This is a genomic window from Rhodococcus sp. WY5 (assembly GCF_018588185.1).
Lineage (GTDB): Bacteria > Actinomycetota > Actinomycetes > Mycobacteriales > Mycobacteriaceae > Rhodococcus_F > Rhodococcus_F qingshengii.
The window spans coordinates 3,893,639-3,907,126 of record NZ_JAAMPR010000001.1; the positions used below are offsets into that span (position 1 = coordinate 3,893,639).

Below are 13,488 nucleotides of genomic sequence, written 5' to 3' on the forward strand. Positions count from 1 at the left end.
TCATCGGCGCGCTCTTCGGCCTGAGCTGACACGTCGCAGCGACCTTCCCCCGCGGTGAAGAAAGTCCCTGTTCTCCGACAAGGAGGACAGGGACTTTCGTGCAGCCTGCCGGTGAGCGTTTGCGTGGCGGTGAGTGAGTGACCTACCGGCCGTTCTGTTGATACGCGATCGCTGTCAGCGATCCGACTTCGTCGTTCACGTCTGCGGTGCTGCTGAGCCCGATCTTGTGGGTCGACTGCCCGGGAGCTTTGGCCGGGACAAGAAGTTCGGATTCGGGGGCCTCGACAAAACGTAGTCCGAGGTCGACTCGGGCCTTGGTGGCCGCTGCGATGGCGGCGAATTGGCGAGCGCGAACGAAGGGCGTGTAGGTTCCGCGGCCTTCGACCCGAACATCGGTTCCGAGTTCGTCGATCAGACGTCGGGCTGCATCGAAGATCGGCCGCAGTGCCGCCTTCGGGCCGCTGTACTGCTGGTCGATGTATTGCTCGACGGTCGGCTCCACCCATCCGGACTGTTCGGCAGACTCGAATGCAATTGCCCACTGCGAATTCTGCGGCACACCGTGCTCTGCTTTCAGCCACTTGCGCACTTCGTTCTGATCGAGCGGGTCGACCCCGGACGTCCGTACGGCCTCAACCCATTCTTCGAGGGTGCGCCCGGTACGGTCGCGCATGGACGAGGTGACTGCGGCCATCATGTCGGAGGGTTCCATGTGTCTGTTCTACCGGTTGTCACTGTTCTACTGGTTGTCGCTGCTCTCTCGGTTCTCACTGTGCACGGGGAGCTCGCTCAGTCGATGCCGAGCATCGTCTTGAACGCGCGCACGCCGGTCACTTCGACGGGATACGGCGGTGCGACAAAATCTTCGCGGCTGAGGGTGAAGAGACGACGCACGGTCATGCGACCGTCGGCAGCCAACTCCTCTACTGTGCCGTCTGCGCGGTACCCGACTTTGGTGGACACCGTGATCGAGGCGGGGTTGTCCGTGAATGCCGACGACACGACGCTTCGTGCACCCAAAGAGTCGAATGCGAATGCGCAGATTGCCTGTCGGGCGAGAGTGCCGACACCCCGGCCTTGGAACCCGCGTCCGATCCACGAGCCGGTTTCACCGGTACGACTGGTAGGAAAGTCCGTCGCGGCGAACGCCTGGCAGCCGACGATTTCTCCGTCGACGACAATGGCTGTTTCGAATTTCCAGTCGGTCATGGTCATCGCTCCGCGGACCGACCAGTGGTATTGGATGAATCTTCGCGACACTTCGTCGGGAGTGCCCACCGTCCAGGGGACGAGAAACGGCATCTGTTCGGCAGGGTGAATGCCGGCTCGGACCAGCGCAGTGAGTTCGGGGAAATGATCGTCGCGCACAGGGAGCAAGGTGATGGGCCCACACGTGATCGTGACTCCGTACGGAGGCCAGATCTCTCGCAGTGGGTCAACCATCGTCTTCAGACCTTCGTTTCGTGTGCGAATCGGGTCACAGTCTGGCATGCCAGGCACGTCCGAGTGAGCGACTTCTGGTCATCGGGATTCTTTTGCCCTCGCGGTACGGAGTCGTGACATTAGTGTGTGGACGGTGACTACAGACAAACCGGTACGTCTTCGTGAAGGTAGATCGCCTGACAGGCTTTCGCGTGGTGTGGTGGCCGGATACGCAGCGGGAAGTGTCGGTACGGGTGGATTCGGTGTTCTGCCAGGTCTGGTACTGGCGTACTACCTGACCGACACGCTCGGCGTTGCCGCGGCGCTCGCGTCGCTTGTGGTCATTGTCCCGAAAATCGCCGACGTCCTGATCGATCCGCTGATCGGGTCGATCAGCGACCGAAGCTCTCATCGAACTGGTACGCGAGTGCCACTCATGCTCGCAGGCGCTCTGGGACTGCCGTTGCTCTTCATTCTCACGTTCTCGGCCCCGGTGTCGGCCGGCCCCGGAGTCGGGGCGATGTGGGTGCTCGTCTTCTTCCTGCTCGCGGCGAGTGCCTACAGCCTCTTTCAGGTGCCGTACATCGCGTTGCCGACCGAGTTGACCGGCGATTACCACGAGCGCACCCGGTTGGTATCGGTTCGAATTGCGGTGTTGGCCCTGACAATTCTGGTCATCGGCGCCGGCGGACCCGAGCTACGCGACGCTGCCGGGGGCGGAGCACGCGGTTATCTGGTCATGGCGATCGGGGTGTCGGCGCTGATGTGCGGGGCAATGATCTGGGCAGTTCGCGGAGCCGCGCGCCACACGGTGACTCACGCGGACGCGCCGGTCGGCTCGTTGCTCTCGCAGTACCGGGACGGGTTCGACGCGATACGACGTACCCGCGCGTTCCGATTGCTGGTCATCGTCTTTGTGCTCCAAGCTCTTGCCACCGCTGTGATGTTGGCGGGTGCGCAATATCTGGCGACCTATGTGATGGGCAACGAAGGTGCGCTCACCGGTCTGTTCGTTGCACTCGTCGGACCAGCTCTCGTCGTCATGCCGCTGTGGTACCGGTTCTCGCATCGGTACGGAAAGCTTCGCGGTTACGTGGTGTCTTCGGTTCTGTTCGTCGTCGCCACGGCGTTGTTGACGCTTGCGGCTGTCGACGCGGGTTCGTGGATCTACGGTGCCGTCGCGCTTGCCGGCGTCGGCTACGCCGGCATGCAGGTGTTCCCGCTGGCGATGCTTCCGGACGTCATCGAGGACGACGCGCGAATCGGTGGGCGCCAACGCGGTGGTTCGCTCAGTGGTATCTGGACCGCCGCGGAAACCGCAGGCCTTGCCCTGGGACCCGCGGTGTTCTTGGGTGTACTCGCGGTGACCGGCTTCGTCTCGAAAACTGCGGGCGAGACTGTCGTGCAACCGGAATCGGCGCTGACCGGAATTGCCCTCGGCTTCTCGGTCGTGCCGGCGATCCTGGTTGCGATCAGCCTGGTCGTATTGCGGAATTACCGCACCGAACAAGAATCCACTCACGAGAACGAAAGGTGAACGATGAGTTCCACTCGGGCCGAGGAACTTCAGGGCAAGATCGTCGAGAGCGCAAACCTCGAGAAGAGGGCGGCCGACATCTTGACTCGGTTGCGTTCGCTTCGCGAGCAGGACGCTCCGACGCACGGAGGCCGGGTTCTGTCGTACGTGTACGACAGCGGCCTCGCAGCGCTCGACGAGTTGGCAGCGGACGCAGCTCGATTGGTTCAGCCGGTCAACGGTCTCGACCCGACGGTGTTCCCGTCCACCGCGGTGATGGAGCGTGAGTTGGTTGCGTTCGCACGCGAGTTCCTCCATGGAGCTTCAGACCCAGCCGCAGATACAGACGCCGGAGGCGTAGTCGTCGGCAATGTCACCAGCGGCGGAACGGAGAGTTGTGTGTTGGCCGTCAAGGCAGCTCGCGACTTCCGTGGGCTCCCGCCGGGTGAGGGTTCGCTGGTTCTTCCGACCACCGCGCATGCCGCTTTCCACAAGGCAGCTCACCTGCTCGGACTGGAACTGATCCTGGTACCAGTAGATCCCACGTCGGGGCGCGTCGGCGCACAAGATATTGCGACGGCAGTTCGGAAAGACACGGTCTTGATCGTCGTCTCCGCGCCCAGCTACCCGTTCGCGGCGCTCGACCCGATCGCCGATGTCGCGGAAGTTGCTCGTGCACATTCGATTCCACTGCATGTCGACGCCTGCATCGGTGGGCTTGCGTTGCCGTGGTGGGGTGATCTGCCACCCTTTGATTTCCGGGTGCCCGGGGTCACCAGCATGTCGGTCGATTTCCACAAGTACGGATACTCGCCCAAAGGCGTTTCGGTCCTGCTGCACCGAGGGCGAGATCTGCATCGCAAGCAGTATTTCGGACTCACGGACTGGCCGGGGTACCCGGTGGTCAATCCCACGCTTCTCGGTTCCAAATCCGTTGCTGCTCTTGCCGGTGCTTGGGCGATTTCGCAAGTCCTCGGGCAATCCGGGTACGCCGAATTGGTGTCCCGGGCGCAGCGGGCCACTCGTGCACTGATCGGCACGGTCGAGGCAATCGAGGGTCTTCGCGTCGTGGGCTCGCCGGTGGGACCACTGTTCGCGGTCGCTACCGACGATTCCGTGCCGCTCGAACGGCGAGTGGATCCGCATCGCTGGGTGAGCGCTGTCGGTGCTCGCGGCTTCGTCCTTCAAGGGCAGCCGGCGTCGACGCAACCTGACGGGACGACGTTGCCTCGAACAACCCACCTCACCGTCACCCCGGTGACGGAATCTGTGCTCGGCGAGTTGACCAGCGCACTCGTCCTCGGTGCCGACGACGTTCGCGGCTCGGCGGCAGCCGAGGCGCCGCCGGCCCTGGCAGAGTTGGCCGGAGCATTCGAACGTGGCGATGTCACCGTCGCCGATGTTCTTGCGTTGCCCAGTGACGCCGTCGCGGCAGCGTTGACGTCGGCGGGGCTGGATCCTCGGGGCTCTTCCGATTCTCCCTTGGACATGGCGGCCGTCCTCGCGGCAGTGGAATCGCTGCCACGTGAGGTCACGAAGAGACTGCTGGTGGAATTCCTCGCCGGAATGGTGGAGCCCTGAACTCGGCGATGAATACCGAAACCGCGATGAACACTGTCCAAAACTCGGACAAATGGCGCGAAAGATTCGCGAATCGGGCGTAAGTTTTCTGTCATCGGCTAACCATCTTTTGTCGGAGGGTTGATCAGTGACTGGTGCCGCGGCCAAGATTTTGACGGTGTTCGAGGAAGTGATCGGGGTTCCGCTTCCGGTTCGCGTGCGATGTTGGGACGGTTCGGAGGCAGGGCCACCGGACGCCGCTGCGCAGGTTCACTTCCGGAATCGGCGTGCCCTACGGCGGGTCCTCTACTCTCCCAACGAATTAGGGCTGGCGAGGGCGTACGTTTCCGGCGATCTGGACGTAGACGGCGATATCTTCGCGCTCCTCGACGTTCCGGAACTGGTCACGCGGCTCGGTGAGAATCGTTTGTCGACGTTGCCGCTGCGCTCGATTGTTCGCGCCGCCGGTACTTTCGCCGGCTTGGGAGCGGTGGGTCCACCACCGTCACCCCCGGCGATCGAGATGCGTAGTAAGCGAGGCAAGCGGCACAGTAGATCACGCGATTCGGCGACTGTCTCCCATCACTACGACGTCGGGAATCGCTTCTACGAACTGTTCCTCGGGCCGAGCATGGTCTATTCGTGCGGATACTGGCCGGAAGGTGTCGAATCCCTCGAAGCTGCTCAGTACGCGAAGCTGGACTTGATTTGCCGCAAGCTCGATCTGAAGCCGGGAATGCGACTGCTCGACGTCGGCTGCGGTTGGGGATCGATGGCATTACACGCCGCCCAGAACTACGGCGTCGACGTCGTCGGAGTCTCGCTGAGCAACGAGCAGGTCGAATACGCCAAGGGGCGAGTTGCTGACGCGGGTTTGACCGATCGCATCGAGATTCGGGTGCAGGACTACCGCGACGTCGACGATGGCCCTTACGACGCGATTTCGAGCATCGGCATGTCCGAGCACGTGGGCCTGGTCAATTTGCCGGTGTACACGGCAAAACTCTACGACCTGCTCGTGCAGCAGGGTCGTCTGCTCAATCATGCCATCGCCGCGGTGAAGTCGTTGTCGGACAACGTCGATGACGGTCCCAGCTTCATCGACAGGTACATCTTCCCGGACGGTGAGATCCTTCCTTTGAGTAAAACCATTGATGCGCTGGAACTTTCGGGTTTCGAGACGCGTGACAGCGAAGCGTTGCGCGAGCATTACGCACTGACACTGCGCGCGTGGGTGCAGAACCTTCGCGAGAACTGGGACGCATCGGTCTTACAGGTCGGTGCTCCCCGGGTGCGTACCTGGTTGCTGTATCTCGCTGCCAGTGCCCTGGGTTTCGAGGAGCCGCACAGGCTTACGATTCATCAGGTTCTGGCCGTGAAACCAGGGGATCGGGGGGCCAGCGGCATGGCCCGCTCGCGTGACAGTTGGTATCGATCGATTGAAGTCCCGCAGATCGAAACCGGTCCGCGCGTCGACTGAGGCCTATACGTTGGATTTCCATGAGCACCCGGAAGGTTGTCCTCGCGGCACTGAAGGTTACGGCCGTTGCGGTATCAGCGCTGTTGCCGACCTCGCTGCTGTTCACACCGATGTCGAACGCCGAACCTGTGAACGATTTCTACGATGCGATTCCGGGCGACGTCGGTGATCCGGGTTCGGTGATTCGGACGGAACCGCTGGCTCTGGCCGGTGCCGTCGGCGGAGTGCCTGGTGTGGGGACCCGGATCCTGTATTCGAGTACCGACACCCACGGATCCAAGGTTGCTGTGTCGGGCTCGTACCTGGAGCCGGCTGCCCCGTGGTCAGGAGCGGGCCCCCGCCCGACGGTGGTGATCGGTCCGGGTACGCAGGGCCAAGGTGATCAGTGCGCGCCGTCGAGGATGTTTCCCACTGCCGGTCAGCTCCGCCTGGCGGAACCCGGGAATCCGTCGAACTACGGTGCCGGTGTGGACAGTGTCGGTGTCAACTACGAGTCAGCTTTTGCTTTCGCTTTCCTCACCCAGGGCGTTCGTGTATTCGTCACCGACTACATCGGACTCGGAACACCCGGCGTTCATACCTACGTCAATCGCGCCGAGGAAGCCCATGCGATGTTGGACGGTGCGCGCGCTGCCCGAGCCCTCGCGCGGGCAGGAGAGGACGATCCGATAGCGCTGTGGGGCCATTCGCAGGGCGGCGGCGCCACTGCCGCTGCAACCGAACTGGCACCCGAATACGCGCCTGAGTTGAATCTGGTCGGGAGTTACGCGAGCGCGCCCCCGGCAGACCTGGCAAGCGTTCTGCGTCATATCGACGGTACCGGCCTGATGGCCGCGATCGGTTACACGATCAACGGCGTCCTCGACCGCTATCCCGCCGCCCGAGAGCCGATCGAATCTCGACTCAACGACTACGGCCGGTCCGTGCTCGCCGACGTCGCCGGGCAATGCCTCATCGATTCCCGAACCAAGTACGGGAAGCAGTCGACGGCGTCGTGGACCACAGACGGACGACCACTCGCCGACGTGGTGGAATCGGTACCGGAGATCCAACAGGTGATCGAGGAACAACGCATCGGGTGGCGAACCCCGGCCTCGCCGATTCTGGTCAACGGAGCGCTCAACGACGATTTCATCCCGTACGAGCAAACCCAGCGCCTGGTTCAGGACTGGTGCGCGCGCGGGGCCGAGGCGACGTTGTTCACCGACACCCTGCCTGCGGTGAATCCGGGGAGCGGCAACAACCACCTCGCGCCGGCCGTAGCGGATTTCGGCGTCGGATTGCAGTACGTGCTGGACAGATTCAACGGCAAGCCGATAGTCGGTGCGTGCAACGCCTGAGTCGCCGTGTCACGTAACCACCGTCTCACTTCTAACAGTGGTTGACTGAGCCCGTGAACGATCGACCGCACGACCTTCCGATCAACCCGGTTCCACGGAGCGCCCTGGGTGCCGGGCCGGCGCTGAGAGTGTCGACGGGTCTGCTGCTCGGTGTGGCCGCCGGTGTCGTCACGGCGTTGGTCGGCTATCCCCGATTCGCGTTTCTGATCGGCTGGGATGTGGCGGCGATGGTGTTCACGGTGTGGACGTGGATTCTGGTCTGGCCCTTCGACGCGACGCTCACCGCAAGCCACGCAACGCGCGAAGAGCCGGCCCGAAACGTCGCGCACCTGCTGATTCTCGGTGCCGCCGTCGCGAGCCTGGTCGGTATCGCGTTCTTGCTCCTGGCGGCACCCGACGGACATCACTACCAAGTAGTGGCGGCATCGGTTGCAGTCGGCAGCGTCGTGATCTCGTGGCTGGCGGTCCACACGCTCTTCGCCCTCGGATATGCACGGCTGTACTACTCCGGCCCCGACGGCGGAATCGATTTCAATCAGGAAGAACCGCCGAGGTACAGCGATTTCGCCTACGTGGCGTACACGGTCGGGATGAGCTTCGCGATTTCCGACACCAACTTGAAGTCGTCGGACATGCGCGCGATGGCACTCGGCCACGCATTGCTGTCGTACCTGTTCGGTTCGGTGATCGTGGCGTCCGTCGTCAACTTGATTGCGGGCCTGTGATCTCTCGAGCCGTGTGACCGATCAAGCCGCTGCACGCCCGATGCTCGAGAGGAAGCCGGCGGCTCCGAAGAACAGACCGGCGAACACTCGATTGGTGGTTCGCTGCTGTTTGGGGGAGCGCATCAAGGTGAGCACCCGGGCGGCCAGGCCGGTGTATCCGGTCATCACGATCACGTCGACTGCGCACATCGTGGCGGCGATGATCAGATACTGCGGCAGCAGCGGGGCCGACGGGTCCAGGAACTGCGGGAGCACTGCGAGCATGAAAACGACGGCCTTCGGATTGCTCGCGTTCACGAGAAATCCGCGAAGCATCATCATCGGACCGGAGCTGCTCGCGGCTGCCTCGTCGGTCTCCACCTCGGTGGGCGCCGATCGCCACTGCCTGATCCCCAGGTAGACGAGGTATGCGACACCGAACCACTTGATCAAGGAAAAGGCCACGGTCGAACTGGCGAGAATTGCACCGACCCCCGCCGCGACAATTCCGATCTGCAGCAACAATCCCAACTGCAGCCCGAAGATGTTCCAGTATCCGCGTCGCAAGCCGTAGGCAAGTCCCGACGACATCGACGCAATGGCGCCGGCCCCCGGCGACAGGCTGATCACCCAACTTGCTCCGAAGAACGCCAACCAGACGTGCCAACTCATGTCGAAAGTCCTTTGATCGGGAAATACTCCCGACAACGAGCACGCACGGGATCAGAAAAGTGTAGACGGACAGTCCTGCTCACTGCTCGCGACAGTGCAATGATCGGGAGATGACGTCGTATCCCGTACTGGACCTGACACCCGACGAATTGCTGACCACAACGCGGACCGTTCGAAAGCGTCTGGATCTGACCCGTCCCGTGCCGTTGGACCTGGTGAAGGAATGCCTCCAGATCGCCCTGCAAGCGCCCTCCGGTTCGAATCGCCAGGGCTGGCAGTGGATGGTGGTGACCGATCCGGCACTGCGTGCAGCAGTCGGGCAGATCTACAAGGAAGTCACCGACGAGTACCTTGCCTCTCACGGTTCGGCGGCAAAACTCTTCGCCGATGATCCCGATCGCGCGCCGATTCAACAACGCGTGGGCACCAGCGTCGCGTGGCTCGGTGAGCACATGGGTGAGGTGCCGGTCCTTCTCATTCCGTGTATCAAGGCGGGCAAGACGCTGCCGGAGGGGAACCAAGCCGGCCTGTGGGGTTCGCTACTCCCGGCTGCGTGGAGTTACGCGCTGGCCGCGCGGGCACGTGGGCTCGGTACGGCGTGGACGACATTGCATTTGCAGCGTGAAGCGGAAGTTGCCGAGCTGCTGGGCATTCCGGCCGGATTCCATCAGGCTGCGCTCATCCCGACGGCGTACTTCACCGGCGAGACGTTCAAACCCGCCGCCCGTGAACCGGTCGACAACGTGCTGCACGTGGACCGATGGTGAGCCTGATCTACTCGGCGATCTGCTCGATCGACGGGTATGTGGCCGATGAGCAGGGGAACTTCGACTGGGCGGTTCCCGACGCGCAGGTCCACGCGTTCGTCAACGAGCTAGTGAGGGGAGTCGGCACGTACCTGCTCGGGCGCCGGATGTACGAGACGATGATTCCCTGGGAAACAATGGCGTCCGAGGATCTCGAGCGTTCTTCGGTGGCAGGAGGACCTTCGGCTCCGGGCGAGTTTGCCGGTATCGAGGCGGCGACCGCCGAGTTCGCTCAGATCTGGCGTGGAATCGACAAGATCGTGTACTCCACGACGCTGAACGAGGTGTCGACCGCACGTACCAGGATTGTCCCGAGCTTCGATGAAGACTTCATCCGTTTGCTCGAGAGTGAAGCGGTACAAGATATCTCGATCGGTGGACCGACGGTTGCGGTTAGTGCTTTCGCGGCGGGTTTGGTCGATGAAGTCAGACTGTTCCTGTGTCCGGTCAATATCGGTGGCGGATTGCGAGCTCTCCCGGAAAGCCGGCTTGATCTGCAACTGCTCGAGGAGAAAACCTTCGACGGCGGCGTCATCTATCTGCGATACGCCGTTCGCTAAGCAATCACCATCACTGCCGTGACGACGCCGAGTAGAGCGATGTAGGCGGCGGCATGGACTCGGTCCGGTATGGCACCGACGATTCGTCGGCTCAGCGCGATCGCCGGTAGGGAACCGGCGAGTAGTGCACAGACGGCCAGAAGGTCGACAGCGCCGACTCTGCCCGCCGACAGATCCGAGGCTGAACTGTGCCCTGATGAGACCGCATACACCGCAGTCGCGACGACGGCGACAGGCAAGCTCAACGGGTTGGCGCTCGCGGCGGCGTCGGCCATCGGAACTCCGCCGCGTCGCATCATCGGAACCGTCATGACGCTCCCGCCGACTCCGAGGAAACTTGCGACGGCACCGATGCCTATCCCGACAGCGCGGACGCCGTGACGGTCAAGATGTTCGCGAGGTTCAGATGGTGTCAGAAACCCTTGTCGCAGAAGACTGTCCAGGATTGTCACCAGCAGGTAGAGCACAAACAGAATCCGGACGACGCCGTCGTCTACGTGGCCCGCCGCAACCGCTCCGAGCCCGGCTCCGAGTGCGACGGGACCGATCAGAGGTCTGATGTACTCCGTCCGTAGCCGTCCTGACTTCCTGAATGCGACTGTGGCACCGAGTGAATTGACCACCATCACGGCCGCCGAGGATGCTACGGCGACATGCATCGGATCGATGACGTCCGGCCGCAGCGTCGATGCAGCGTAAACGACTGGGACAGTGACGAACCCGCCACCGAATCCGAAAAGAACGGTGGTGACTCCGGTCAAGGCGCCGAAAGCGAGCAGGATGAGGGAGTAGTGAAGCACTTGATGAACGTTAGCGATTTCTCCGTTGGCGCACATTCGAAGGTTCGCCACGTTCCATTGTGAATCGGACACAGACTCGGTAGGTTCCTCCGGTGCGCAACATCTCGATCAACGACGTCGATCACTCACCCCGCGGTGTTCTCGCAATCGGAACCGACTACCCACCCGGTCACGTGCTGGCCGCCCACGAACATCGACGAGCCCAGTTTCTCTTCGCTGTGAACGGTGCGATGAACGTCGAAACCGAAGACGGTGAGTGGACGGTTCTGCCGTCCAATGCGGTCATGATTCCCGCCGGTGTCGCTCATGCCGTGACAATGGACGGCGTCAGCACGCGAAGCCTCTACATCGAACCGTCCGCAGCGCCGTGGTTCCCGGTCAGGTGCCGAGTCGTCGCAGTATCGTCGCTCCTGCGTGAGTTACTTGTCGCTGCAGTCGACATGGATGTCGAGCTGAATGTGGAGGACGACTTACCCGCACACGGACGCAGCGCCGCGGTATTTCAGCTGATCCTGCACGAACTTCGCGATCTTGCGCCCCTACCTGTGGAACTCCCGCTGCCTCGGCACCCGGGATTGCGGGCGTTGTGCGCGCAGTATCTCGCAGCCCCGTCGATCCATGACTCGCCCACGCGGTGGGCTGACCGACTCCACGTCAGTGAACGGACACTGCACCGCTTGCTGATCTCGGAAACGGGGATGAGCGCGTCGTCGTGGATGCAGCGTGCCTGCATTCTTCACGCGCTTCCGAAACTTTCTGCCGGGGCCAGTGTGACGGCCGTTGCGTCTGAACTCGGATACTCGACGCCGGCTGCCTTCGCGGCGATGTGCACCCGAGTCTCGGGTGCACCGCCCAGTAGCTATCGGGCGCGCGTCACGACACAGACACCGGGATGATGTCGGCGACGACGTCGTGGATGAGACCGTCACGGACTTCGAAGGTTTCACGAATCTCCACGGTCATGAGGCGAGTGCCGCCGATTCCCGCGTCCAGCAGGTAGGTGGTCGAGACGATGTCCCCGGCCTCTGACATCTCGAGGTCTCGGACGCCCTGGATAACGCGGTATTGGATGCCGTGTTCGAGGTCGGCGGACATCTGTGGTCCGGAGAACCCCGTCTTGAGTCCGGCTTCGACGCGGGTCGCATCCGGGGCGAAATGAACATCGGAGACGTCATGGGAGACGAGGGCGTCGATGTAGGCGCGTGCTTGCGCCTCGCGGGGTGAATCGGCCGGGTTCGGGGCTGCCGTCGCAGCGCCTCCGGCAACCAGGATCAGGACAGCGGTGGCAGCGGCAGTTCCGGCGATATTTCGCAGTGTTCGCATGGGACATCCTAACGACGAGGAGTGGAGGAATTTCGGAAAACGGCCCTCATCGAGTAGCCGTACAGCTGCGGGGAGGATCGACGAGCGAGCAGAAAGCCGGGGCCATGACGGGCACGTAGTCGGCCCCGACGCCGTTCTCGTGAATGATCCGGCGGTAGGCGTCGACGCCGTCGGTCGGGATTCGCGCCGCAGTGGGATCGCCGAGAACATCGACCGTGTAGAGGCCGAATCGAGGTCGGTACGAACCCCATTCGTAGTTGTCGGTGATGGACCAGTAGTTGTAGCCGATCACGTCGGCACCGTCTTCTCGGGCGCGTTCCATCCAATAGATGTGATCGCGTAAGTGATTCGCGCGTGTGTATCCGTCGGCGCGCGGCGCTCCGTTGTCGGTGGGCATGCCGTTCTCGACGATGTAGAGGGGGAGTTCCGGGTACTTGCCCGAGTACCGCATCAATGCGTCGTACAGGCCTTCGGGCTGCGGCGTGACGTTGTAGAACTCGTCGAGTGCGGCGTACGCGGCAGTCGGATTGTTCAGGGCCACACCGTAGTAGTAGTCGATGCCGAGAAAGTCGAGCTTGTCGCGCACTCGATCCGTGAATACCGAATCGATCGCCTCGGACACGCCGGGAATGAAGGAGAAATTACTGCTTACGCGGGCACCGGGATCGAGAACATGGATGCGGTCGTAGATCGCCCGGTGGACTCGGACCAATGAGTCGAACATCGACGGCGCCTGGGTGAGTGCGATTCCGCCGTAGGTCAATTCGCGCTGAACGTACACAGTCGGCTCGTTGATCGTGATCCAGAGCGCCCCGATTCCGGAGTACCGCTCGACTACCTTCTCTGCGTTGACGAGCCAATCGGCTTCCGTCTTCGGATTTGTCCAGCCGCCTTGATCGACAACCCATCCCGGATACACCCAGTGGTCGAGTGTGATCATCGGAGTCATGCCCCGCGCGCGGATGTGAGCTACCACGTCGTCGTAGTAGGCGAATTCGGTCTCGTTCCAGCTCCCGGCGGCGGGCTGAACTCGCGCCCACTCGACGCCGAATCGGAAAACCTTCGATCCCAGATCGGCCGCCCGGTCGATGTCCTCGGCGTAGCGATGACGGAAGTCGACCGAGTCACCGATCTTGTCGTGGGTTCGTCCGGAATCGGAGTATCGAGACCAGTTGCTGTCCGGCGACGAACCTTCCGATTGGAACCCGGAGGTGGCAACGCCCCAGAGGAAGTCATCCGGTACCTCAGCCGAGGCGTGAGCGGGAAGGGCCAGCACCCCGAACAGGCACGTCAGTGCCATCAGCG

The 13,488-nt window shown here is 62.6% G+C and carries 14 protein-coding genes; 8 read left to right on the plus strand and 6 right to left on the minus strand.

Going from position 1 to position 13,488, the window contains the following annotated elements; translation table 11 throughout:
- Positions 1–142 precede the first annotated feature (142 nt).
- Positions 143–712 (minus strand): DUF5655 domain-containing protein, encoded by a 570-nt coding sequence (locus tag G4D79_RS18160; protein WP_099698139.1) that lies wholly within the window; start codon positions 710–712, stop codon positions 143–145.
- A gap of 77 nt (positions 713–789) precedes the next feature.
- Entirely contained in the window at positions 790–1,443 is a 654-nt protein-coding gene (locus tag G4D79_RS18165) for a GNAT family N-acetyltransferase (RefSeq protein ID WP_180279627.1), read from the minus strand.
- A 124-nt stretch (positions 1,444–1,567) separates the two neighbouring features.
- On the opposite strand from G4D79_RS18165, the gene G4D79_RS18170 reads away from it, so the two are divergent.
- The 5 genes from G4D79_RS18170 (at position 1,568) to G4D79_RS18190 (ending at position 8,043) form a co-directional block, all read left to right on the plus strand.
- Positions 1,568–2,959, plus strand: a complete 1,392-nt coding sequence (locus G4D79_RS18170; RefSeq protein ID WP_180279626.1) for an MFS transporter — start codon at positions 1,568–1,570, stop codon at positions 2,957–2,959.
- A 3-nt stretch (positions 2,960–2,962) separates the two neighbouring features.
- Positions 2,963–4,519 carry an aminotransferase class V-fold PLP-dependent enzyme gene (locus G4D79_RS18175; protein ID WP_180279625.1) on the plus strand — a complete coding sequence of 519 codons (1,557 nt, stop codon included), beginning with the start codon at positions 2,963–2,965 and terminating at the stop codon, positions 4,517–4,519.
- Positions 4,520–4,646: 127 nt separating this feature from the next.
- Positions 4,647–5,978 carry a cyclopropane-fatty-acyl-phospholipid synthase family protein gene (locus G4D79_RS18180; RefSeq protein ID WP_099698138.1) on the plus strand — a complete coding sequence of 444 codons (1,332 nt, stop codon included), beginning with the start codon at positions 4,647–4,649 and terminating at the stop codon, positions 5,976–5,978.
- 20 nt (positions 5,979–5,998) lie between these two features.
- Complete coding sequence (locus tag G4D79_RS18185) at positions 5,999–7,318, plus strand: lipase family protein (protein ID WP_099698137.1); 1,320 nt, start codon at positions 5,999–6,001, stop codon at positions 7,316–7,318.
- Positions 7,319–7,371: 53 nt separating this feature from the next.
- On the plus strand, positions 7,372–8,043 hold the full coding sequence (locus tag G4D79_RS18190) for a DUF1345 domain-containing protein (protein WP_030537075.1): 672 nt from the start codon (positions 7,372–7,374) through the stop codon (positions 8,041–8,043).
- A 21-nt stretch (positions 8,044–8,064) separates the two neighbouring features.
- Here G4D79_RS18190 and G4D79_RS18195 read toward each other — a convergent pair whose 3' ends face one another.
- Positions 8,065–8,694, minus strand: a complete 630-nt coding sequence (locus G4D79_RS18195) for a LysE family transporter (RefSeq protein WP_037130153.1) — start codon at positions 8,692–8,694, stop codon at positions 8,065–8,067.
- Positions 8,695–8,804: 110 nt separating this feature from the next.
- Between G4D79_RS18195 and G4D79_RS18200 the strand changes: the two genes are divergently transcribed.
- Together G4D79_RS18200 and G4D79_RS18205 are read left to right on the plus strand one after the other, a co-directional pair.
- Positions 8,805–9,461 (plus strand): nitroreductase family protein, encoded by a 657-nt coding sequence (locus G4D79_RS18200; RefSeq protein ID WP_003942413.1) that lies wholly within the window; start codon positions 8,805–8,807, stop codon positions 9,459–9,461.
- The gene (locus tag G4D79_RS18205; RefSeq protein WP_099698136.1) at positions 9,455–10,060 is read left to right on the plus strand and encodes a dihydrofolate reductase family protein; all 606 of its coding nucleotides are present in this window, start codon (positions 9,455–9,457) and stop codon (positions 10,058–10,060) included. The genes G4D79_RS18200 and G4D79_RS18205 overlap by 7 nt, the downstream gene beginning before the upstream one ends.
- Here the strand turns inward: G4D79_RS18205 and G4D79_RS18210 are convergent.
- Positions 10,057–10,860, minus strand: a complete 804-nt coding sequence (locus tag G4D79_RS18210) for a sulfite exporter TauE/SafE family protein (protein WP_223304506.1) — start codon at positions 10,858–10,860, stop codon at positions 10,057–10,059. The genes G4D79_RS18205 and G4D79_RS18210 overlap by 4 nt on opposite strands.
- Before the next feature lie 92 nt (positions 10,861–10,952).
- On the opposite strand from G4D79_RS18210, the gene G4D79_RS35260 reads away from it, so the two are divergent.
- A complete protein-coding gene (locus G4D79_RS35260) occupies positions 10,953–11,756 on the plus strand; it encodes a helix-turn-helix domain-containing protein (RefSeq protein ID WP_064444174.1) in 804 nt (267 codons plus the stop codon).
- On the opposite strand, the gene G4D79_RS18220 is transcribed toward G4D79_RS35260, so the two are convergent.
- Both G4D79_RS18220 and G4D79_RS18225 read right to left on the minus strand, forming a co-directional pair.
- Complete coding sequence (locus G4D79_RS18220; RefSeq protein ID WP_064444175.1) at positions 11,734–12,183, minus strand: hypothetical protein; 450 nt, start codon at positions 12,181–12,183, stop codon at positions 11,734–11,736. The genes G4D79_RS35260 and G4D79_RS18220 overlap by 23 nt on opposite strands.
- A gap of 46 nt (positions 12,184–12,229) precedes the next feature.
- On the minus strand, positions 12,230–13,483 hold the full coding sequence (locus G4D79_RS18225) for a glycoside hydrolase family 1 protein (RefSeq protein ID WP_082920640.1): 1,254 nt from the start codon (positions 13,481–13,483) through the stop codon (positions 12,230–12,232).
- Positions 13,484–13,488 lie beyond the last annotated feature (5 nt).